This window comes from Paenibacillus sp. Z3-2 (genome assembly GCF_054161325.1).
Window position 1 is genome coordinate 2461641 of the sequence record NZ_CP096397.1, and the last position, 23421, is coordinate 2485061.

At 39.7% G+C, this 23421-nt stretch carries 27 protein-coding genes and 1 pseudogene; 26 read left to right on the forward strand and 2 right to left on the reverse strand.

Annotated elements, in window-relative coordinates:
• The first annotated feature begins 46 nt into the window (after positions 1-46).
• Both M1D71_RS11110 and M1D71_RS11115 read left to right on the forward strand, forming a co-directional pair.
• Positions 47-487 (forward strand): MFS transporter, encoded by a 441-nt coding sequence (locus tag M1D71_RS11110; protein WP_458126460.1) that lies wholly within the window; start codon positions 47-49, stop codon positions 485-487.
• A 335-nt stretch (positions 488-822) separates the two neighbouring features.
• Positions 823-1443: a helix-turn-helix domain-containing protein gene (locus M1D71_RS11115; protein ID WP_458126461.1), complete on the forward strand. Its 621-nt coding sequence runs from the start codon at positions 823-825 to the stop codon at positions 1441-1443.
• A gap of 189 nt (positions 1444-1632) precedes the next feature.
• Here M1D71_RS11115 and M1D71_RS11120 read toward each other — a convergent pair whose 3' ends face one another.
• Entirely contained in the window at positions 1633-2199 is a 567-nt protein-coding gene (locus M1D71_RS11120; protein WP_458126462.1) for a TraR/DksA C4-type zinc finger protein, read from the reverse strand.
• 200 nt (positions 2200-2399) lie between these two features.
• On the opposite strand from M1D71_RS11120, the gene M1D71_RS11125 reads away from it, so the two are divergent.
• From M1D71_RS11125 to M1D71_RS11175, 11 genes are all read left to right on the forward strand, one after another.
• Positions 2400-2777, forward strand: coding sequence for a DivIVA domain-containing protein (locus M1D71_RS11125; RefSeq protein ID WP_017689054.1), 378 nt, complete (start codon positions 2400-2402; stop codon positions 2775-2777).
• 42 nt (positions 2778-2819) lie between these two features.
• Positions 2820-3254, forward strand: coding sequence for an Rrf2 family transcriptional regulator (locus M1D71_RS11130; protein ID WP_458126463.1), 435 nt, complete (start codon positions 2820-2822; stop codon positions 3252-3254).
• A gap of 35 nt (positions 3255-3289) precedes the next feature.
• Positions 3290-3787, forward strand: a complete 498-nt coding sequence (locus tag M1D71_RS11135; protein ID WP_458126464.1) for a metallophosphoesterase family protein — start codon at positions 3290-3292, stop codon at positions 3785-3787.
• Between the two features lie 253 nt (positions 3788-4040).
• Positions 4041-4955 carry a sugar phosphate isomerase/epimerase family protein gene (locus M1D71_RS11140; protein ID WP_458126465.1) on the forward strand — a complete coding sequence of 305 codons (915 nt, stop codon included), beginning with the start codon at positions 4041-4043 and terminating at the stop codon, positions 4953-4955.
• Positions 4952-6124, forward strand: a complete 1173-nt coding sequence (locus tag M1D71_RS11145) for a Gfo/Idh/MocA family protein (RefSeq protein WP_458126466.1) — start codon at positions 4952-4954, stop codon at positions 6122-6124. The genes M1D71_RS11140 and M1D71_RS11145 overlap by 4 nt, the downstream gene beginning before the upstream one ends.
• Positions 6125-6200: 76 nt before the next feature.
• On the forward strand, positions 6201-7298 hold the full coding sequence (locus M1D71_RS11150) for a Gfo/Idh/MocA family protein (protein WP_458126467.1): 1098 nt from the start codon (positions 6201-6203) through the stop codon (positions 7296-7298).
• Between the two features lie 390 nt (positions 7299-7688).
• Entirely contained in the window at positions 7689-8027 is a 339-nt protein-coding gene (locus tag M1D71_RS11155; RefSeq protein ID WP_458126468.1) for a hypothetical protein, read from the forward strand.
• A 235-nt stretch (positions 8028-8262) separates the two neighbouring features.
• On the forward strand, positions 8263-8754 hold the full coding sequence (locus M1D71_RS11160; RefSeq protein ID WP_458126469.1) for an NUDIX hydrolase: 492 nt from the start codon (positions 8263-8265) through the stop codon (positions 8752-8754).
• Positions 8755-8994: 240 nt separating this feature from the next.
• Positions 8995-9894 (forward strand): GIY-YIG nuclease family protein, encoded by a 900-nt coding sequence (locus M1D71_RS11165; RefSeq protein ID WP_458126470.1) that lies wholly within the window; start codon positions 8995-8997, stop codon positions 9892-9894.
• Positions 9895-10050: 156 nt separating this feature from the next.
• Positions 10051-11826, forward strand: coding sequence for an ATP-dependent nuclease (locus tag M1D71_RS11170; RefSeq protein ID WP_458126471.1), 1776 nt, complete (start codon positions 10051-10053; stop codon positions 11824-11826).
• Between the two features lie 62 nt (positions 11827-11888).
• Positions 11889-13009 (forward strand): IS3 family transposase gene (locus tag M1D71_RS11175; protein ID WP_458123683.1). Its coding sequence is split into 2 segments (ribosomal slippage): positions 11889-12138 and positions 12138-13009, totalling 1122 coding nucleotides; the frame shifts between segments, so codons are not numbered across the junction.
• Positions 13010-13108: 99 nt separating this feature from the next.
• Here M1D71_RS11175 and M1D71_RS11180 read toward each other — a convergent pair.
• Positions 13109-13396, reverse strand: coding sequence for a hypothetical protein (locus tag M1D71_RS11180; RefSeq protein WP_062833263.1), 288 nt, complete (start codon positions 13394-13396; stop codon positions 13109-13111).
• Positions 13397-13567: 171 nt separating this feature from the next.
• On the opposite strand from M1D71_RS11180, the gene M1D71_RS11185 reads away from it, so the two are divergent.
• The 13 genes and pseudogenes from M1D71_RS11185 to M1D71_RS11245 all read left to right on the forward strand — a co-directional run bounded on the left by M1D71_RS11185 (position 13568) and on the right by M1D71_RS11245 (position 23397).
• A complete protein-coding gene (locus M1D71_RS11185) occupies positions 13568-13771 on the forward strand; it encodes a helix-turn-helix domain-containing protein (RefSeq protein ID WP_090998994.1) in 204 nt (67 codons plus the stop codon).
• 197 nt (positions 13772-13968) lie between these two features.
• The gene (locus M1D71_RS11190) at positions 13969-14688 is read left to right on the forward strand and encodes a ferritin-like domain-containing protein (RefSeq protein WP_458126472.1); all 720 of its coding nucleotides are present in this window, start codon (positions 13969-13971) and stop codon (positions 14686-14688) included.
• A 236-nt stretch (positions 14689-14924) separates the two neighbouring features.
• A complete protein-coding gene (locus M1D71_RS11195; protein WP_458126473.1) occupies positions 14925-15569 on the forward strand; it encodes an HAD hydrolase-like protein in 645 nt (214 codons plus the stop codon).
• A gap of 216 nt (positions 15570-15785) precedes the next feature.
• Entirely contained in the window at positions 15786-16190 is a 405-nt protein-coding gene (locus tag M1D71_RS11200; protein WP_458126474.1) for a DUF4259 domain-containing protein, read from the forward strand.
• Between the two features lie 130 nt (positions 16191-16320).
• Entirely contained in the window at positions 16321-16971 is a 651-nt protein-coding gene (locus M1D71_RS11205; RefSeq protein WP_458126475.1) for a Type 1 glutamine amidotransferase-like domain-containing protein, read from the forward strand.
• 199 nt (positions 16972-17170) lie between these two features.
• Complete coding sequence (locus tag M1D71_RS11210; protein ID WP_458126476.1) at positions 17171-17938, forward strand: nucleotidyltransferase domain-containing protein; 768 nt, start codon at positions 17171-17173, stop codon at positions 17936-17938.
• Positions 17939-18149: 211 nt separating this feature from the next.
• On the forward strand, positions 18150-18479 hold the full coding sequence (locus tag M1D71_RS11215) for a hypothetical protein (protein WP_458126477.1): 330 nt from the start codon (positions 18150-18152) through the stop codon (positions 18477-18479).
• Between the two features lie 123 nt (positions 18480-18602).
• A complete protein-coding gene (locus M1D71_RS11220) occupies positions 18603-19466 on the forward strand; it encodes an MBL fold metallo-hydrolase (RefSeq protein ID WP_458126478.1) in 864 nt (287 codons plus the stop codon).
• Between the two features lie 220 nt (positions 19467-19686).
• Positions 19687-20343, forward strand: coding sequence for a lysozyme inhibitor LprI family protein (locus M1D71_RS11225; protein ID WP_458126479.1), 657 nt, complete (start codon positions 19687-19689; stop codon positions 20341-20343).
• 169 nt (positions 20344-20512) lie between these two features.
• On the forward strand, positions 20513-21292 hold the full coding sequence (locus tag M1D71_RS11230; RefSeq protein WP_458126480.1) for a Cof-type HAD-IIB family hydrolase: 780 nt from the start codon (positions 20513-20515) through the stop codon (positions 21290-21292).
• Between the two features lie 165 nt (positions 21293-21457).
• A pseudogene (locus M1D71_RS11235) lies at positions 21458-21964 on the forward strand (class I SAM-dependent methyltransferase); the annotation flags it as partial.
• 135 nt (positions 21965-22099) lie between these two features.
• The gene (locus M1D71_RS11240; RefSeq protein ID WP_458126481.1) at positions 22100-22636 is read left to right on the forward strand and encodes a hypothetical protein; all 537 of its coding nucleotides are present in this window, start codon (positions 22100-22102) and stop codon (positions 22634-22636) included.
• A 194-nt stretch (positions 22637-22830) separates the two neighbouring features.
• Complete coding sequence (locus tag M1D71_RS11245; RefSeq protein WP_458126482.1) at positions 22831-23397, forward strand: histidine phosphatase family protein; 567 nt, start codon at positions 22831-22833, stop codon at positions 23395-23397.
• The last annotated feature ends 24 nt before the right edge of the window (positions 23398-23421 follow it).

Genomic DNA, 23421 nt, shown 5'->3' on the forward strand with positions numbered 1-23421 from the left:
GGAAGTGGATCAAAAAGTCCGTTGTTGATTACGAATCAGGCCTTACATGCAGTTTATGCTTAGTAAAGTTGTATCCAGATTTGGTGATTCTATTGATTCGATTGCATACAGCTGGATGGTATACATTCTGACCGGTTCGAAAGTGCTGATGGGTAGGCTGCTGGCGGTGAATTTCTTGCCCAATATCCTCCTGGGTCTGTTCGCCGGTGCTTTGGTTGATCGCATGTCTCTCAAAAAAGTGATTGTGATTACCAATACCGGTCGCGGGTTGTTCGTGGGTATTACAGCCCTGTTGTTCGGACTGGGGCAACTCGAAGTCTGGCATCTGTTTGTCATCACGATTCTGAATTCTTTGCTGAAGTGTCCAGTGTGCCCCGATTGCTTCCCCAATCGATGCTGCTCTCCGGTAATGCCATGTCGTCTTCCGCAACCAGAGTGGCAGAGCTCGCAGGACTTGCAGTGGCGGGTGCACTCATTGCTACAATAGGCATTGCGTGGACGATCCTGATTGATGCTGGGTTGTTTGCACTAAGTGCTTAATTATTATTGTCTTCGGCATTATGCTTGCCATGTCAGCAGGTATGCTGCTTCTAACCAAGAGTTTTCGAACTGCTCTATGAAGTACATTCAGAAGCGATTATTATCCGATTTTATGTAGCATGTCATCTCCGGCTTGTTTTGACCGAAGCTCTGATGCAGCGGTATAATAGAGGCATTCGATGGGCAACAGGTACCCCGGAAATGAGGATACAGGGATGCAGCAAAGTTCTTTCCACAATTGAAGAAATTAAGATCTACGCCGATCCGTATCGGATACAGATTATGAATATGTTTAATAAGCAGGGTAGGGCCTCTACGGTCAAAGAGATCGCTGATCAGATGGGTGAGGTGCCCGCCAAAGTGCACTATCATGTGAAGAAGTTGGAGAAAATCGGTCTGCTCACCATCGTTTCCACGCGTGAGATTAATGGAATTATTGCGAAATACTACGAACCATTTACCGGAGAGATCCATCTCCGTCACGAAGAAGAAGACAAGGAAAACTCACCATTGAAACAGGTGTTTCGGTCCGAAACGCTTAAATTATTGAATGAGATGTTCGAACAAAGTCGTCAGCGATTCATGCATCAGGCGGAAAACGAAGATCGGATGTTTCTCTCGGACATCACGCTGTATGCAACCCGTGAGGAAGTAGAGCAGTTGTATAAAAAAATCATAAAACTCTGTGAACCCTATACAGCGAAAGAGAATCATCAAGGGGAACATGAGGTCTTTCAGTTATTTTCTGCCCTCTCTAAACCGATAGAGAAAATACCTGTGTCTAAGACAGATGCAAAAGAGAAAAAAGCTAGGTCCAGTAAGGCCAAATCAACTCCGAAAGCGTCTCGTTCAGATTCGAAGCGGCAGGAATCCGCATTATCTGGTAGTGAGTCGGAAGAATAAACGGACGTAAACATGTATTCAGCGTTATCGCCGGAAGAAAGTAACGGCAAACGTGGGAGACAACTTTGTAGAAAACTAGAGAAAGCCGCCATTGGCGGCTTTTTAATACATGATAAGAAAGAATAATGGTGGAGTATCTTATCAAATCGATTTTAATTTTGACGCGTACCGTTTCATTTTTATAACACGTTACATGTTCTCATCATAGTCCTTCACATCACGTTTGGCTGCGGTTGCGGGGGAGTTGGATGTACCATATTCCTCGACTGCTTCCCAAGCATCCGCGTTGTCGAACTTGCCGGCGTTCTGCTGTCTTCCTTCTCCAGCACCACTTGGAGGCATGGTCATTACCTCTTCTTCAACAGGCCGATCGTTGCTGATCTCCCGGTTAGGCGTGTCGTCAATACAGTATGCTGTATATGGAATAGCCTCAAGTCGTTCGAAGGGGATATCTTCTCCGCACGTTACACAGGTTCCGTATGTACCTTGCTCCATACGTTCCAATGCGTCGTTCACTTGATTGAATTCGTCTGTTAATGTATCGTCGATCGCCAGGTCACGGCTGCGTTCAAATGTTTCTGTACCGGCATCTGCCGGATGATTGTCATAGGAGGACAGCTCACCGGTTGAATCTTTCAGCGACTGGGCTGGAGCACCGTCTTCCATGCTGGATTCAAAATGACGCTGTAAGTTTTCCCGTTGCTCCAAAAGGGCGTTTTTCAGTTCTTGACGTTGATCTTGGGTTAATGTACTCATAAGGACATGCTCCTTTCCCATTGTGGGGTGTAGTGTGTCCTTACCCGAATTAGATGAAAAGCAATCATTTTCGTCAGGAAAAGGGTCGTATCGTTTTATATCTGACGGATTATGTGTTATAAAAAATAGAGAGAGAAAATGCCGTATGTTTTTCACTGGAAAAAGGAACCACGGCTTGGCTTATAATGGAGGTTGTCAATATGGATGAACATATGAAACGAAGATTGGATAAACAAAGACAATTGTTCAAACAATTGGGTGTACAGCTAGATGCGTTATCGATTCATGAAAAACAATTTAATTATAAACTTCGTGGTTATGATCCGGATGAGGTGGATGCTTATCTTGACCTGGTCATCAAAGATTACGAACGTTTCTATGCCAATATTGCAGATCTGATGGACAAATGGCAAGAACAGCAGTTAACCATTCGGGATCTCAAGTCGTCCGCAAAACCGGTGGAAGATCCGACCAAGATTGATCGTAAACAGCTGGATGATATTGTGAAACAACTGGAATACAGTGTGCGACAACTCAAGATCAGAGCACGTCCCGAAAAGGATCTGTTCTCTGAATAACGTCAGCATGTCTGGGATGATATTAAATAAAGGTGGTTAATCATGAGTACTCATTTTTCGGTCAGTGTGCATTGTCTGTTGTTATTGTCACTCAGCGCGCCTGAACGAATCACGTCTGCACATATCGCAGGTAGCGTGAATACCAACCCTGTCGTCGTAAGACGTATTCTGGGCGGGCTGAAAAAGGCAGGATTAGTGAACTCTTCTCCTGGAACAAGAGGCTTCTATCTGGCGAAGCCATCAAGTGAAATCACATTAGCCATGATCTATCAGGCTGCTAAGGATGAAGGCCCACTGTTTCCGATTCATGGCAATTGTAACCCGGATTGTGAGGTGGGCTTGCATATTGACAGCCTGCTGAATAATCTGTACCAGGTTGCCGAGGCTAAGGTAGAACAGTTTTTTGCATCGATCACGCTCGAAGATATGGAACGTTCCAGCTCCCAGATGCAAGCTGTTGCATCGCAGACAGAGTAAAATGAAATAAGACGTAAAGGAAAGGAGGTTGTGATATGAAAGTCATAGTCATCTCCGACACGCATTTCTCACGAAAATCAGGCAAGTTACCAACTAGGCTCCTTGATGTATTGCCGAGTGCTGATCTGATTCTTCATGCCGGTGACTGGTCGGATTGGAGTGTACATCCAATGCTTAGCGAGTATGCACCGGTTGAAGGAGTAGCTGGTAATACGGACCCGTCCGAAATCGCTGAAAAACTGGGGTACTCTCGTATTGTTGAGGTGGAGGGACTTCGTCTGGGTCTTGTGCATGGTCATCGAGGGTCAAAGGGTACAGAGCAAAATGCAATCCATACCTTTGCAGGCCAACAGGTAGATGCTGTGATCTATGGACATTCACACATTCCGGTAATGCACACGGTGGACAATATGCTGGTATTTAATCCTGGGTCACCGACAGATCGACGTTTTCAGAAGCAATATTCATTTGGAATCATGACGATCGAGCAAGGGAAGATACAGGCTGAACACGTGTTCTTTGACCGGGATTAGACAGTTGCGTGCGAGTTGCAGATTAGACCAAAACGAGAAGACATCTTTGAACAGAACCGAATTCTGTTTCAGGGGTGTCTTTTTGGTTTTTGGTCATCTGATCCCTTGGGAGTTATCTCTGAATGGGGAATGTGCTCTGTTCGTTATCTGTCATTCACCTGTTGGCGTTTTTCCCTATGGTCACGTTCAGTGGAGTGATACAATGCCTTTACGACATGGATTGAATACGTTTACATAAGGAGATGGAACATAGATGAAATTATCTGTATTCACCGTAGCTACCCCAGATTTGAATGCAGAAGAGTTGGCATCAGCTGCAGCAGCAGCCGGGATCGATGGAATCGAGTGGCGCTTCCGCGGAATTCCTGAAGAAGCGATATCGGAGGAGCCTTCTTACTGGAGAAATAATCGATGCTCCATCGACCCGAGCCGCTGGCAGGAACAGGTTCCTACATTTTGTGAAGCGGCGGTAGGGCATGGTAGGAACTCCATTGCGCTCGTACCGTATCTGAACTGTGGAGATCTGTCTGCCACAGAGCAGGCGTTTCAGGCTGCAGCAGGGTTAGGAGCTTCGATGATGCGTGTTGGTGTTCCCGGATATGATCGCAAGACCAGCTATCCTGAGTTGTATCGTAAAGCCGTTGATTATCTGAGTGAAGTACAGGATCTAGCCAAACAGTACAAGATCAAGGCTCTTGTAGAGACACATCATCAGACGATTGCACCGACAGCTTCGCTGGCCTATCGACTTGTGCAATCGCTAGACCCGCAGCATGTTGGTGTATTGTACGATCCAGGGAACATGGTACATGAAGGATATGAGAATCATCGGATGGGACTTGAGTTATTGGGCCCTTATCTGGCTCATGTGCATGTGAAGAATGCCGGGTGGTTTGAAGCAGAAGGGAATGATTCGCAAAAGGCTAATGTGACTGAACAGAGCAACGGAATGAGTCTGAATAGAGCCTGGAAATGTCACTGGACACCGTTGACTGAAGGCATGGTGGATTGGGTACAGATGTTCCGGGATCTGAGAGCCGTTGGATATGACGGATACTACGGAATTGAGGACTTTAGTGGTGCCTTGGACTCCAAGGCGATGTTACAGCATTTTGCAGATGTATTCACTGAAATTAAGCGTCGTGTGGAAGAGGAGGAGCAGGCATGAGTATCGTACGAGTAGCCGTGATTGGTATTGGAAATATGGGAGCATCACATGCCAGAACATTGGTGGCCGGAGAGGTGCCTGGCGCAGAACTGGTCGCCGTATGTGATGTAAGAAGAGAGATGGAAAGCTGGGTATCCAGTCATCTTCCAGCTACGGTCACCTATTGGCAGGATGCAGAGCAGATGATGTCTTCGGGTACGATTGATGCGGTTATTATTGCAACGCCGCACTATGATCATCCGGAACAGGCCATTCAGGCTTTCCAGCATGGCTTGCATGTCATGATCGAGAAGCCAGCTGGCGTATACACGAAACAGGTACGCAAGATGAATGAAGCTGCCGCAGCCAGCGGTAAAGTCTTTTCCATGATGTACAACCAACGGACCAACCCTCTCTACATTAAGCTGAGAGACTTAATCGCTTCGGGAGAACTGGGCGAGGTACGGCGTACCAACTGGATTATTACGAACTGGTATCGATCCCAAAGTTACTATGATTCCGGCGGCTGGCGGGCAACCTGGGCAGGTGAAGGCGGCGGTGTACTGATTAACCAGGACCCGCATCAACTGGATCTGTGGCAGTGGACCATTGGCATGATGCCGGTGCGAATGCGTGCTTTCTGTTCGTTTGGCAAGTATCGGAACATTGAAGTAGAAGATGATGTAACGGCTTATGTGGAGTATGAAAATGGTGCAACAGGCGTCTTTGTAACGACTACTGGCGAAGCACCGGGTACCAACCGATTCGAGGTCAACGGAGACCGAGGTAAAATCGTCATTGAAGATGGCAAACTTACTTTCTGGCGACTTCGGGAATCTGAGCCTGAATTCAATCAGCGGTTTACCGGGGGCTTTGGACAGCCAGAATGTTGGAAATGCGAGATTCCGATTACGGGTGTGGAGACGGGTCACCCTGGCCTAATTCGCAACTGGGTGGATGCAATTCGTACAGGCGCACCACTTATTGCTCCCGGTGAGGATGGTATACACGGATTAACATTGTCGAACGCTATGTTGCTGTCCACCTGGACGGATAACTGGGTGGAGCTGCCGATCGATGAGGATCTGTTCTACGAGCATCTGGAGGAACGCATTGCTGGTTCAACGACGAAGAAAGACAAGGCATTCAGTGGCAGTCAACCTGCTGATTTGAGTCAGACGTTTAAATAGAAATGAATTGAATAAATTTGGATCGAATCTGATTGGACTAAGAGGGTTAACTATTTTACAAAAAGGATGGGATGAGATGGCTAAAGACGGTATGTTTTATGCGCCAAAGAGCGTCACAAAAGAGGTGGTATGTGGTCCGGGTGAGTTCACCATTGCTGCTGTAGCATTGGATCATGGGCACATCTATGGCATGGTTGGGGGATTGTTGGAGGCTGGAGCTACCCTCAAATGGGTATATGATCCGGACCCGGCGAAGGTGGAAGCATTTCGGAAGCAGTTCCCACAGGCTCAAGTTGCTGGATCTGAAGCAGAGGTGCTTGCAGATGATGAGGTGTTATTGGTGGCGAGTGCAGCGATCACTTCAGATCGTGCGCCGCTTGGTATGAGAGTTCTCTCCGCAGGCAAGGATTATTTTACAGACAAAGCCCCATTTACCACGCTGGAGCAATTAAAGCTTGCACGAGAAGAAGTGAAGCGAACAGGCAAGAAGTACATGGTGTATTACAGTGAACGACTGCATGTCGAAAGTGCGATCTATGCGGGGCAGCTCATCGAACAAGGGGCAATCGGCAAAGTAGTGCAAGTTATGGGTACAGGCCCGCATCGCTTAAATGCCGGAGGAAGACCCGACTGGTTTTTCAAGCATGAGCAGTATGGCGGCATTCTCTGTGATATTGGGAGTCACCAGATCGAACAATTTCTGACGTTTGCATCATGTACGGACGCTGAGGTAGGGTTCAGTCGTGTGCATAACTTCAATCATCCACAGTTCCCGGAACTAGAAGACTTCGGTGAAGCTTCTCTGATTGGTGATAATGGAGCCTCCGGTTACTTCCGAGTGGACTGGTTCACACCGGATGGTCTGGGCACATGGGGGGATGGGCGTACAGTTATTCTGGGAACGGACGGTTATATCGAGCTGCGGAAGTATATCGACATCGCAAGGGAACCTCAGGGGGATCAGGTGTACCTGGTCAATCATGAAGGGGAGTACCGCTACAATGTAAAAGGCAAGGTCGGTTATCCGTTCTTCGGTCAACTCATTCGCGATTGTCTGGACCGGACCGAGACAGCCATGACACAGGAACATGCATTCAAAGCGGCAGAACTCTGTCTGATTGCACAGCATAAAGCGATGAGCGAGCGCGTGGTGTGGAGTGGCGGAGCCAAGTAAATGCTTTGTGTGAAGGAGCGCAAGGGGAGAAAAGTTTGATCTCTGAAGGTTATCAGTAATTCTTCTTTTGTTGAGTGAAGAAAAGAGCAGCCCAAATGTTAAACTGGATCCAAAAGGTTAGTCTTTTCTAACAAATGGAGCAGTTCGCACTGGGGCTGCTTTTTTGAGTACGTTCGTGACTTCGCAGATGGATTAATATGGGTTATATTATATGTAGTTCGGATATTCGTTAAAAAGAGAGGTGTTTACGAAGTTCGTGGATATGATGTTATCCGAAATACCTGAAATGGGGAATTGACAATGAAGTACTTGAATACAAGAAGAAAAAGGTTTATGTTTGCATGTTTGCTCATCGTAGTAATTTATTTTTCTCTTTCTGGATGGATTAGCATGGAAGTGAAAAAAACAGTAAGAAGTGTATTGCTAACTGAAGATTTTATAAAGAATGAAAAAAATATAAAGAAAGAAGCATTTGATAACTTTTTGAGATTTAGCGGTAGGGAAGTTTATCCGTTATATAACAAAAATGATGTTGAGATAGATGTTTTTGTAAGTCAACCTATTTCAATTCATTATTTTGTTGGGGGATATGCATGGATGACTTATAGATCTAGAGGAATTGACAAGAAGACTAATGAAATACTATTTGGTGCAAAGGCTCCAATAAGAATAAAAGTAGATCTGGTTAAGGGTCGATGGAAAATCATTAAGAAATGGGAAAAACCGTGAATGAGAGTAATTCAATGAAGTCAGGTACATCGGATAACAATACATTCCTACTGTGGGCATTCGCCCTTGATCGCTTAGAAGGATTTTCAAGAAGATTATTCAGGCGATACATTCAACCAGCTAAGTCTGACGACCCGTTCCCTGCGGTCACTTAAGCTGCTTGAACGTCAGGAATGCCAAACGTTATGTGAAATCATGTGCAAATTTAAAACCCAAAAAGATGGAGGACACTCTTATGTTTTTCGTTAATTCGAGGGCAATAATTGAAAGATATGTTAATAACGAAATTGAAATTGTTGTTCAAGATAGAAACAAACCTGGCGCTCCAAAGAAAATTGAACTTCCAGGTGGAAGGATAGAGATGTATGAATCTTTAACAGCAGCTCTCCGTAGGGAAGTCAAAGAGGAGACTGGACTTGATGTTTATGAGATTGAGGGAGAAGAAAGCAGAATAGATACAAGTGATAGCAGTACGGATTTTGTAGTCGAATGTGTGAAACCGTTTGCTGCATATCAGACAACAATGGGACCAATAGATTCAGTTGGATATTATTTTAGATGTAAAGCAGATGGTGAGTTATTAAATAATGGTGATGATTCAGCGGATGTCAGATGGGTTTCGGTAAATCATCTTGCCAACTTGATGAATAAAGATCCTTTACTATTTTCCGATGTTGACCGTGCAGGGATTAAATACTATCTTAAAGAACATGGAAAAACAATTTAAAGTAGATTCGAAGTAGGCACATGACACACATAACACAGTATTCACGCTTCGAGCCCTTCGGCCCTCGGTCCACTTGAGGCATTTCGGAGAAGAGGGCTCAGGTGGACACATCTACAAGGCTAAGTGGCAGAGCCACCCAGCGCTTTAGTCGCTTTGCCTGACTACTTAAGCAGTTTAAGCCATTTCGACGTTGTGAATACAAGAACGTTATGAGAAATCAAATTAAAGGGGAAACCAAGAGTGGGAAAAAAACTAACTATATTTCTTGTGGATGGGTCAGAAACAGGGCCTAGAACAATTGAAATCGGTAATTGGTCAGGTAAGGCTTTATATTCACAGCGTTCTTCTTTGCCTAAAATCATAGAGCGACCCGAATTTAATAGACCAGGAGTCTACATTCTAAAATCTTTACCTAACAATGACAACTATAATGAACGCATATACATAGGTGAAGCAGAGAATCTTAAAAAGAGATTAAAGCAACACTTAGCGGATTCAGATAAGGATTTTATCGAAATTGTAGCCTTTATAAGCAAGGATGAAATGCTTACTAAATCTCATATCAAGTATTTAGAATCTCGAATTATTTCTTTATCTAAGGATGCGAAAACAGCCGAAATTGATAATGCTGTACAGCCTGAGTTAACAACTCTCCCTGAAGCTGATATTTCAGATATGGAATACTTTTTAGAGCAGATGAAGTTGATTTTTCCAGTAGTTAATTTTATGTTCTTGGTTCCTTCTACCCTTAAACAATCAAATGATAATGTAATTTCATCACTTCCGGTTAGTAGTGATATCATATACACGCTAAAAAGCAAAAGAGCTTCTGCTAAATTGATAGAAACTGAAAAAGGCTATGTAGTTCTATCTGGATCTCAAAGCTGTAAACAGACGTCAAGTTCAATTTCCGAGGGATGGATCAAGCAGAGAAACAAATTGATAGAAACTGGAGTTCTGATTGATGGCGGGGAATTTTATATATTTAATGAGAATGCGATTTTCTCCAGTATCAGTGCAGCGACTGCTGTAGTATTAGGCCGTCAAGCAGCAGGCCCTGTAGAGTGGATAGATGTTAACGGAAGAACGTTTAAGCAAAATCAAGAAAAGAAATTTGAAAGTGAGAACAATGAAGAGTAATTTGACATCTCATAACATAATATTCAAGCAGCGGCTCCGATGGAGCCTTGGTCTGCTGGAGGAATTCGAGAAAAAAAATTCAGCAGACAACCCCTTCGGGGTTCGTGAATACAGGAACGTTATACGACAGAACGAATTAAAAGGAGACGTTTGATTATGAGCTATATTAGAATCAAAAGTATTAGCGTCGAGAACTATAGATCATTCGGAAAAAGACAGACAATCATTTTCCCTGATCAAACCCATAAAAAACCTGTGGCTATCGTAGGATATAACAATTCGGGGAAAACAAACTTTCTCAATGCGATTTTATACGGGATTAGAGAGAAGAGTGTTAACAAAGATACATTTAATATTAACGATTTTCATAATCGTGATTACAATAATAAGCCTTTTATTGAAACTGAAATCGCAAGTAGCATAGAAGTTAAAGGGGACGGGCACGAAGCAGAGCTTAAAGGATTTCATTCATTACATATAAGCGTAGTTGACAATGAAATTGAAGATGTCAATATCCGTTCCTTTCGTGATAAGGAGCAACAATCAAAAAACTCATACGCTTCAGGTGCAGCGAAGTATTTTAAGATTTTTTATGTGAATTTCCATGAAGTAAAAAAAGAATTGTCAACAAAAAAGACGAACTGGGGTAATCTTACTTCATTTTTAGCGAAACATATTAAGAAAATAGTTGAAAAAGATAAAGATATGGAAGGGAGAAGAAAAGTTTTTGAAGGAGAAGTTAAGGAAGCAACCAATAAGGTACTTGCAGATTCGAAGTTACATAGTTTTCTTGAGGATATAAGGTCTAATTATTCGAAAAATTTGAGAGACAGCAACTTTTTCATAGACTTTGGGTTGCCTGATTACGAGGATATCTTCTTAGATATGATATTCAAAATTGGTTTGAATGGAGATACTGAAAATCTTATCCCAATAGATCATTTCGGTGATGGATATATTTCTATGTTTGTTATGGCTATCATTCAAGCAATTGCTGAAAGTAACAAGAGCGATCAGTGCCTCTTTTTATTTGAAGAACCTGAAAGCTTTTTGCATGAAAATCATCAAGAATACTTTTATAAAACTGTTCTCTGTAACTTGGCGGAAAAAGGACATCAAGTTATATATAGCACTCATTCTGATAAAATGATAGATGCTTTTGACACAAGAGGGCTTATTCGCTTTGAATATAACGAAGAAGACAGCGAAACAATTTTGAAATACAACAATCCAAATGAAAGTATCGCAGATGATGGTCTAGAAGGCTTCTCTTTGCACCAAATAGCTGACTTTAATAATTATATTAAAATGATTGAACCAAATCTGAATAAAATAGTGTTTAGTCAAAAAGTGATCCTAGTAGAAGGTCCAAATGACTTGTTGACTTATAAAGAGATTATAAAGAAATTAGTTTTTTCACTAACCAATGATGCTATGTATTCAGAAACATACCTGAACTTTAAAAATATCTCTATAATTCCTCATCACGGAAAAATTACGGCTAGATTTTTAATTAAGTTATGCAAGCATCTTGGAGTAGACTTCTTTTGTATAAATGATTTTGACTTTAGGAAAAATTTCACTTCGGAGCTTTCATTTGATTCCCTTGAAGATTTGCATAAAAGCGAATTATATACCACAAAAATAGCAGAACTCGAAGCGTTTAATTCTAAAGGAGATCCTTTAAGTGAAGCAACAAAGCGAGGAATGATCACTACGAATTGGGGATTAATCAAAGAAGCTTCTCTCGAAAAGATACATTTTAATATTCCTAAGTTAGAATCTGTTATTGGTTATGAGTCTAATGATAAAAGCAGTTTAGGTATATGGACTAAACTTCAAGAAAAATCGGATTTTGGAGAAGAGATATTTCCAAGATCTCTGAAGAAATTTATTGGGATCGAAGCATTGGAATGGATCGGCTACACTTAGTTGGACAGAAAAAATAAGGGCTTGTAGAATAAAACTATCATGTTAAGGAGCGGATCTCTACAATGCCTAAACAACAACGACGCACATTCACAACCGAGTTCAAAAAACAAATGGTAGAGCTCTATGAAAATGGCAAGTCCAGAGCAGCCCTTGTGGAGGAGTACGACCTCACTGCTTCGGCTCTAGACCGCTGGATCAAGCAATCGCAGGCCACGGGCTCTTTCAGAGAGAAAGACAACCGTTCACCTGAAGAAAACGAATTAATGGCTATGCGTAAAGAGCTCCAACGTCTACGGATGGAGAACGATATTTTAAAGCAAGCCGCGCTGATCATGGGACGAAAGTAGCTATCATCCAAAATAACCGTGATAAATCCTCAGTATCAGCAATGTGTAACGTCCTCGAAATTGCCAAAAGCACGTTCTATTATGAAGCGAAGGAAAAGCCAAATGAAGACAAGCTAGCGGAAGCCATTGTGGGCATCTTTCGCAAAAATCGAAATGCCTACGGTACACGAAAGATAAAAGCCAAGCTTCAGGAAAGAGGAATCATCGTCTCTAGGCGTCGCATCGGTCGAATCATGCAAGAGCACAGTCTCGTCTCCACGTACACCATTGCTCAGTTTAAGCCTCTCAAAACAGCTTGTAATGAGGCGACAACAGCGAATGAATTAGATCGGGAGTTTAATCAGACGGAAGCGAAGCGTTTCGTGGTAAGCGATCTAACGTATGTGAAGGTCGGGCATCGGTGGCATTACGTTTGTGTCCTCATTGACCTGTTCAATCGCGAGATCATTGGTCATAGTGCAGGTCCACATAAGGACGCTGCTCTGGTTTCGCGTGCCTTTGCAACGGTAGAAGGCGACTTAAGCCAAATCCAGTGGTTTCATACCGATCGTGGAAGTGAGTTTAAAAACCACACGATGGACCAGCTTCTAGGTACGTTTGGTATTGGCCGATCACTCAGCAAGAAAGGATGTCCCTACGATAACGCCGTGGCCGAAGCCACCTACAAGGTCATGAAAACGGAGTTTATTTACCAGATGGAATTTAGAAACCTTCGTCATTTAGAACTGGAATTATACGACTACGTCAACTGGTTTAACAGGCATCGAGTTCATGGATCGCTGGGGTATTTGACGCCTGTTCAGTATCGCCAAACAGCCCTTAAAAAAGTTGTCTGATTTAATGTTGACAATCCAGAACGAGTACGTGCAAGTAAGAGTTAGATCATTTAGATATTTCGTAGTATAACCTTAAATGAAATGAGAGCCGTTTGGCTCTCAATTAGAAGTTATATTTAATTCATTATGTAATTGAAGAGCATCCTTAAAACCTTGCAAGTAGATTTCACGTTCTAGGATTGTTTGAACTGAAAGGTCTGCATCATCGTAAAGAAATAGAGTTTTATGCATATCCTGAGGTAGAAGTTCATGTAACTGTTTGAAGTAAAGATTTCGATCAGATGAGAATTGATTATAAATGGTGTTGTTCTTGAGGAGATCGCTATATAAGGCTTCAATTCGATTACGAATTAACGAATCAAGTAAGACTTCTAAAGAATTGTGCATAAATGATCACCATCCGTTATATTTTATTTCGCGAACAAAAGTTTAACTTATTGAATATTATTTTATCATAACGAAAATTATAGTCAAGACATATCAAAGATGTTTTTGATTAAGAAAAAATACTTTCATATAATTAAAGAAAAATTCAATTCGGATATGAAGGGATACCAGATGATAAGTTATAAACCATTTCAAAAATTATTGATTGACAGGGAGATTAAGAAGCAGGATTTATTGAAAATGACGGGGATTTCATCGGCAACGATGGCAAAGCTCAATACGAATGAATATGTATCGTTAGAAGTAATTGATAAATTATGTACGGCATTGGGATGCCAGCCTGGAGATCTTTTGGAACATATAACAGACCGATGAAAGAATAGAGTATAAGAGGATGTTGGTTAACTCGAAGATGTGATTCCGTCGTATAACATCATATTCAAGCAGCGGCTCCTTCGGAGCCTTGGTCTGCGGATGGATTTCGGAGAGAGATTTCAGCAGACAACCCCTTTGGGGTTCATGAATACAGGAACGTTATGTGACATAAACCTATTACATTTTAGGAGTAAATAATGAATATCACTTTCTCGAAATGGGTGCAATATTATCGAAGAAATAATCAAAACCTCAAATATATTCATTGGGATGACAACTATAAATTAACAACTAATGAAAGAGAAATAATCATTAAGTCAATTCAACAGTTTCAATTAGGAGAAAACTCTGAAGGTAAACATCTAATTAAACGTGCGCAAGAATATGTACATCAGACACAAGATCAGGATTACTATGAAGCACTTATAGAATTCATTAAAGAAGAACAGAGGCACGCTAGAGATCTAGGCAGATTTATGAAGGTACAGGGAATCCCACTCCTTCGTAGACATTGGGTGGACAATGTATTTAGAAGATTACGTCGATATGCGAGTCTAGAACAATCAGTCATTGTTCTATTAACTGCTGAGATCATTGCTAAGTTGTACTATAAAGCTTTGCAAAAATCTACAAAGTCAGAAGTATTAATAGATTTATGTAATCAGATTTTAAGTGATGAGGAGAAACATGTTCAGTTTCAATCCGAAACACTTCATAAATTTGCTCAAAATAGAAACGTTCTCTTTAACAGAATAGTTTATATCCTTCGTAGAATCCTTTTTGAAGGAACGTTAATTATAGTGTGGTATCAACATAAGCCTGTATTTAAAGCTGGGGGATATAAACTCAAAAGTTATTACTATGAATGCCGTCATGAGTTTAACTTAACAAAGAAGATTATAGCTAATTCACAGTAGAGGTTTAAGTCAGATAACATTATGTCCAAGCTTTGGGTCCTGACGCTCCCTCGGTCAGCCCGAAGGGAATTGGCAGGGAAGTGGAATCAGGTGGAAACATCCGCACCGATTAACCGCATCGAGGTCGCCCTAACGTGGCTTAACTCGGTGGGGCGTCGTGGATACAGTAACGTTATAAGAAATCAGCGTATAAAAATACAAAATAAATTATTCAAACTCTGAATAGGAGTGAAATCATGCTGGAAGCGGTTATTTTCGATATGGATGGTACACTATTTCAAACAAACAAAATCTTAGAGTTATCGTTAGAAGAAACATTTTCTGTCTTGAGGTCTCGTAATGAATGGTCGAGTGAAACTCCAACTCAAAAATATCGTGAAATTATGGGAGTTCCTCTACCAGTAGTTTGGGAAACGTTATTGCCGAACCATTCAAACGAAATCAGACGAATTGTAGACGAAATCTTCTTGGAGAAGTTAATTGCAAATATTAATTATGGCAACGGTGCACTTTATCCGCATGTCAAAGAAGTTTTTGATTTTTTAAAACAGGAAGGCTGCTTAATTTTTATTGCAAGTAATGGACTAATTGAATACCTCAATGCTATCGTTAACTGTTACAAGTTAAATAATTGGGTGACAGAAACCTTTAGCATCCAACAAATAGGGACTCAGAATAAGGATGACTTAGTTAGATATATCCTTATGAAATATCACATCAACAACGCTGCTGTAGTTGGCGACAGGATCTCTGATATCAATGCAGCAAAAAACAATGGATTGAAGGCTTTTGGTTGTCGTTTTGACTTTGCCCAAGAATGGGAGCTTAAACAAGCGGATTATATTATTGATGATTTACTTGAATTGAAAAAATATATTTAACATCATGGGAAGTGGAATATTTGTGTAAGTATTTTCGAAGAAGACGCTGACATCCTATAACATCATCATATTCAAGTAGCGGCTCCTCACGGAGCCTTGGTCTGCAAGGATTTCGGAGAGGAATTTAAGCAGACACCCCCTTCGGGGTTCATGAATACAGGAACGTTATGTCCCTAAGAGCTTTAAAACATAATGACACTTTTTGGAGGTTAATTGATGGGAGCATGGGGAACTGGAATTTTCGAGAACGATGATGTATTAGATTGGAAGGCAGATTTACTTGATTCTGATGACATCGATTTAATTGAAGAGACGATTGAAGAAGTATTAGAAGAAGATTATATTGAGTCAGATTTAGCTTCCAATGCTTTAGGCGCAATTGAGATCCTTGTAGCATTACAAGGTAATCCTGGGAAAGAAATTTTGAATAATCAAAGTAATACAGAGGATCTATATGACTGGATCGATAAACATAAAGGTAAAGGAAAAAAACTCATTTCAAAAGCTAAACGAGCAGTTAAGAAAATTAAGAAAGATTCAGAACTAAAAGAGCTATGGGAAGAATCAGAAGAATACCCAATCTGGTTAAATACAATAAATGACTTAGAAAATCGATTATAAAGAAATTGATAGCTTTTCGAGAAGCGGGAACTTCACATAACAAAATATTCAAGCTGTGGCTCCGTTGGAGCCTTGGTCTGCTGGAAGGGTCCCAATGAGGCAATTTCGGCAGACAACCCCTTTGGGGTTCATGAATAAAGAAACGGGGATTTCAATGAGTAGCTTGTTACTAACCTCTTGTGGTTTTTATACTGAAGATATTAAAAATCAATTTCTGGATTTTATTGATGGAGATATTTCTCAATTAAAAGTCTCAATTATTACAACAGCATCCCCTAGAAAAGAAACTAATAGATATGCACAAAGAGCAATGCAAGAGTTCAAGGACATGGGATTTCAGCATATCAATTTTGTAGATATTGAATTTGATGACCCGCAAATTCTCTTACATAGAGATGTTATATATATTAATGGTGGAAATCCATTTACATTATTGTATTACGCGAAGAAAAGTGGTGCTGATGAAGTTATTAAAACACTGGCTGCACAGAATGTAATTATAGTTGGAGTAAGTGCAGGAACGTTATTACTGGGGCCGAATATTAACATTGTGGATTTCTTTACTCCACAGATGAACACAATGAATTTAACGGATTTTAAGGCATTAGGTGTAACCGACAAGCTTATTTTTCCTCACTATGATAGAGAGGACGTATTTAAAGATAGTACTGATAAAACAATTGAAGAGAGAATAGTAGAATTTGAATGCAATGAGAACTGTAAGGTGACAAGGCTTAAAGATGAAGAATATATCTCAATCTTAATGAACCGAGCACATTGAAAGTAGCTCGAAGAAGCACCTGAAATCTTGCCAACAGCGTATTCACGCTGCGGGGCTACGGCCCTTGGTCTGCCAGTGGGTTTCCAGCAGACAACTCCTGCGAGGCTAAGTCTTCGACCCAGTCGCTCCTGTAAGTCTCTCGGGTTCGTGAATACAACAACGTTAGCCGAAAGAAGTTCTTATTTTAGGAGGAGTCTATATGATATTAGAAAAAGTTATAAATAGAATTGCAATACAAAGTGAATATAAGGATTTGGTTGATAAGTATATAGATTATATACTTAACGAATTTAAAGGTAAGATTCATAGCATTTATATGTGTGGCTCGATTCCAAAAGGAACGGCTACACCTTTTAAGTCAGATGCAGACTTTACTATTGTATGTGTAAATCCCAAAGATATTGATTACGAAAGATTGTCAAATATCAAAGACAGGCTTTTGGAAGAATATCCAGTCGTAACTAAGATTGATACGACCATTTGCTCGATGGACGATGTATTAAGCAAACCGAATGAGTGGGGTTTTTGGGTTAAGGTCATTTGTGTTTGCATGTATGGTCATGACGTTGGTGAAGAAGTACCACCGATCATTATTTCTCCAGAGTTCATTTTAGACTTAAATACAGAGACCAAGGAGGAAGTAGATCGTATACATCGTTTACTTTCTAATGCTAGTGATGACACAATGAAAACTAGATATATTAAAGGTTATTCTAAGAGATTAATTCGTGCATTATACTCTTTGGTTTTAATAGATACAGGTGTATGGCAAGATGACATTATTAAGATGAAGAATGCCATATTAAACTATTGCGAGATTGACTCCGCTTTAGTTGATTATCTGTATGCTTGTTACTTGGATAGTAATGTACTTGTTGAAGAGTTTCTGGGAATTGCAGATGAAGTATATAGCTATTTTGAGAACGCTTTAAATACCATGGCTGCTTCCAGAAATTCATTTGGCTAACAACATATTGACGCTCAGGGTCATTCTGAGAAGCGAGTGACCACATCCAGCCCCCTAAGCCCGTCGGGACGTCACTGCATTAGGTGTCGGCAAGTCTCACAACTATAAGCAGCGACTCTAAGGGGCCAGGACGTCGTCAATACAAAACGTTAGATGAAATTATTGCAAGCAAAATCAAAGATAAATAATAACTTTTGAAGGAGAAGCCTAGATGAAGATTGCAATTCTAACTGATATTCATGGTAATTATCCGGCATTGAGTGCGGTATTCTCTGATATTGATTTCCGTGGAGATATCGAACATAATTTGAATCCTGGAGCTTTAGGTTGTAATGATCATGCGATTGCAAGATACGCGATAGTAGAACTGCAAAAAAGAACAATGAGTATTCAACTGATAGGAACCACGTATGACAATAAAGCATTTTTGGAGTCCTTTGAGCAGTTAAACGTTCCAGACAGAGAGTTTATGATAAAAGCTTTTCATGGGAACCAACTTGAGAGAGATTTCAAAGATGGCAATAAAATTCATGCAAATTAACTAAAAGAATAGGAGGTGATTCCATTGGTAAAAAAATAAAATGAGAAAATCTATATGTTAAATTTAAAATAGCATGCAGATTTTCTCTTTACTATTGAAAATTAAATATAGAGGAGAACTGACATGCTAAATAAATTAAGTGAATCGGTCTATTACTTATCTAACCAAAATGATCAAGAAAGACCAACCTTAGGGTTAGTTTGCGGAGATAAATATAGCCTTGTCGTAGATGGTGGGAATTCCGTTCAACACGCTAGAGATTTTTTACAAGAAATAAGTAATTTAAATGTACCACCCATTAAATATTTGGTCATAACTCATGCGCATTGGGATCATTTTTTAGGAATGAATGAATTTAATGCTACGATCATTGTTAATAGTTTAACCCATCAAAAAATGAATGTTTGGAGGAACTATTCGTATGATGATCGTTCTCTCAATGCATATGTAGAATCTAATAAAATAAATTTACAGTGTATGGAGATTATACAGAGGGAAGTACCAGAAAGAGATTCTTTTAAATTAAATACTCCAGATATAGTTTTCAATGGGTCTCTCAATATTGATTTGGGGAACAAGGCATGTACTATTGAAACAATTAGAAGTACTCATACAGATGATTCAACAATCGTTTATATTCCGGATGAAAAAGTTATCTTTTTAGGAGATAGTGTTTATGGAACAACTACAAATTCATTATTTCATTACAAAAACTCTCAATTAATGCCTATGATAGAAGATATTCAAAAGTATGATGCGAGCCATTTCTTACTTGGTCATGAATCTATTTGTGATCTCGATGAGATGAATGTATTTTGGAAAGAGCTCACCATCTGTAGTAGAGCCGCAAAATCTACATCATTAGACAGAGCCCTAGAGTCTTTTGAGAAAGATAACCATAGGAGTCCTCAGGGAGATGAGCTTTTCTTCTTAAAAGCCTTTGTTAATGATCAAGTATTAAAATCACAAAAGAAATTAACAGACTAAAAGTGAATCCAAGAAGTTACTGACATCCTATAACATTTATTCACGCTGTGGGGCATACGCCCTTAAGTTGTTAGATGTATAATCATGGAAGAAGCTCGAACAACATACGCCCCATCCATGGATAAGAGCTATCTAAGGTTGGGGCGTTTCGTGAATAAATAAAGGTTATGCGCCATTACCGGTAAATATTAAAGATAAAATATTTAAAGGAGATTAATTTATGAAAGGTAAGATACTCTTATTATTTTTTATTACGATAATGTTTTCATCTTGTCAAGATAGTAGTCAACCGACTACTTTAAACAGCGAAACTAATTCAATAATGAATTCTGAACTGCCTCCTGATGTTGTGAGTACAGGTGATGGAACAGAATCAAAAGAAATAACGGAAGGTCTATCAGATACTGCTAACAATAAAAAAATATTACCCATGAGCATTGGGAACCTTGATTTGAAAGGAGAATTTTATGATGAAATGCTTCGAAATCCTATAGATCATGATTATGAAGTGGAATTTAATGAATTTCAAAATTCCAAAGAGATTATTACAACATTGGAATGGGGGGCATTTGAAAGCAAATATACAGAGATTTGGGATAAAGAGTTGAATCAAATATATAAAACGCTTCTTTCTAAGTTGGATAGAGAACCAAGAAAAGCACTTATTGAATCGCAGAAAGAATGGTTACAGCATCACTTAAGGGAAACAAAATTTGTAGAGAAGACCTTTATTGATAATGGTTACCTTGGATCAAAAGGATCAGTAAGCCTAACAACAGTTATACGGGAGAGAATTAGGGAAAGAACAATGCAATTATTTGAATATCGATATTTGTTAGATGATGAAGTTGAGTTTTTATACCAAAGTAAAAAATAGAGTTGGAATCTGGATCACAGGTTTTAGGTGATGCTTAAAAGAGTAACGGCACATAACAATGTATTCAAGCTGTGGGATGGATTACGAAGAGGAATTTCAGCAGACAACCTTTCGGGTTCATGAATACAGGAACGTTAAAACGAAGAAATTTATATTGCGAGTTGATTCATTGAAGTATTCAACTGTAGTTCTTGACTTGGACGGAACATTATTAAATTCAGAAAAAGAAGTATCTAAGAGAAACTTAGATGCTGTCTTATCTTGTTATCAGAAAGGAATGAGAATAATATTCGCAACAGCTCGACCGCCCAGGGCGGTTAATTGGTTTCTTCCACAAGAACTAGTAGATATCGGGGCTTTTGTATATTACAACGGAGCTCAAGTGATATGTAAGGAAACCAAGATAGAAATTAATGAATCAATCCCTGCTAATGTAACTGCAGAAATTCTTGATTACTGCTTGAAGTGTGACCCTCAAATTGAGCTGACGATGGAAGTGAAAGATGAGTGGTTTAGTTTAAGAGAGCTTGATTATATTACCTCAATGAACACACAATCAAACCCCATAGTAAAACCCTTAAAAGAATTAAAGCAATATGGTGCTACGAAGATACTTCTTTCTGGCAATAATCACAGTTCTGGATTGTTTGAAAAATTCGAGGGTAGAGTGAATATACTAATTACGGATAATAATCAATTAATACAAATCATGCCTCTTCTGGCATCTAAGGAAATGGCAATTACTAAACTCTGTGAATTATATAATGTAGAATTGGATTCCGTTATTGCATTTGGTGATGACCATAATGATGTAGGCCTCTTTAAAAAGGTAGGATATTCTGTTGCTATGGGGAATGCGATTAGAGAATTGAAGGAAATTGCTGATGAAATAACCGCTAATAATGATGACAACGGTGTAGCTGTATGTTTAGAAAGATTTTGTGGGTAACTCAAGGTAACCTCATCTAACAATAAATTCCTACATCGTCGCGTTCGCTTCTCGCTCGCCAAGAGGGATATCAGAGAAGTTGATTCAGGTGACATATTCAACCAGCTAAGCCTATCGACCCGTTCCCTACGGTCACTTAAGCTGTTGGACGTCATGAATGCGCGAATGTTAGATGAAACCTATTATTTCAAGCAGAAAGAGGAGAAGTCGGTGATAGAAATTTCTCAATTAGCACCATCAGAACCGATTAAAATTATTATAGGTGCTTCATCGCAGAATTATAAAGGATGGGTATAAACACAAGAAAAAGATCTAAACTTATTAAGAACAGAAGATTGGGAACAAAGTTTCAAAGATCGGAGAATTGATGCCATACTATCAGAACATGTTTGGGAGCATTTGACTTATGAAGAAGGCATTTAAGCTGCAAAAATTTGCTACAAATATTTGAATAGGGGAGGCTATATTCGTTGCGCAGTTCCCGATGGATATTTTCCAAATGAAGAGTATCAGACCATCGTAAAGGTTGGTGGGCCAGGGCCATTAGAGCATCCTGCAGCAGGTCATAAGATAGTACATAACTATAAAACAATAACGAATATGTTTAAGGAAGCTGGCTTTGAAGTAGAGTTATTAGAGTATTGTGATGAAGCTCATCTAATATATTATTCACGCTACGGATATTCGTCCTGGGTTCGGCATTCACAGTGGACATCCACGCAATGGGGCGTGAATACAAAGACGTTAGACGAAACTCTTTAAATTCGGAAAAATATCCAGCAATTTGCTCCAGGAGGCTGAAAAACATTGGGAATTAAAAAGACTAAGATCATTGCTATTGCAGCAGTATCAGGGGGCGGAAAAACCACTATTACATCACGTCTAACCCAAGTGCTAAATAATTCAACAACCTTATATTTCGATGATTATGATTTAGAAGGACCCGACGATGTTGTTGACTGGGTTGAGCGGGGTGCTGACTGTAATGAGTGGAACCTAAAGCCACTAATTTCTGATCTGAGAAATCTTATTTCTTCAAAAGATACGGAATTCATATTATTAGATTATCCATTTGCAAGGTTACACGACAAATTGAAAGACATTGATCTGACTATTTTCATAGATACACCGCTTGATATAGCAATGGCAAGAAGAATATTAAGAGATTTTAGAGACAAGAATGCAGAAGCTATTTTAGAAGACTTAAGTCTTTATCTATCTGGCGGGAGAAGCGGATATGAAAGCATGTTGAAGACGATAAAACCGAATTCGGATCTGATTATTGATGGTTTACTACCTACAGAGGAAATAGTTAACATCATATGTGATAGGATACAGAGTTGATATCAAATATATTCGAGCATCCCAAAAGAATCGCCTAGCAACTTATCTAAGCAGCGTTGCTGACACTCCTTAGTCTATCCATGGATACGGGAAAGAGCGGAATTAGACAGGGTAACCTGTACTACGACTAACTGAGTTTAGAAATCCTAGATACACGAACGTTGTGAAATCACATTAATCTCAAGGAGAATTATATGAAGACGACTATCTATATGGTTAGGCATGCTGAATCGCCATACGATGAAGGAAGTGAAATTACCAGAGGACTAACCACTAAGGGCAAGAGGGATGTTGAAAAAGTTACTGAAATACTCAAAGAAGAAGAAATAGATGTCATTATATCCAGCCCATATAACCGGGCAATTCTTAGTGTCGAAGGATTGGCACAATACTTGGAATTAGATATCATTACATTTGAGGATCTCAGGGAAAGGTTTTTTGCTGGAGAAATTATTGAAAGTGCTGAGTTAATGTCAGTTATTAGAGATGAATTTTATGATTTTGATTATTCATTACCAGGTGGGGAGTCTAATGCTGATTGTCAGAATAGATCGATATCAGTGATTAAAAACATATTAAAAGAACACGCTGGGAAGAAAATAGCTATTGGAACACATGGACTTGTAATGACTTTGATGATGAATTATTTTGATTCAAGTTACGGTTTGAATTTTTTAGATCAATTAAAGAAACCAGATATTTATAAATTACATTTTGAGAACTTTGAATTAAAAGATGTAATAAGACTGTGGAATGAATAAAGATATTGTCAGGGAAACGATCGC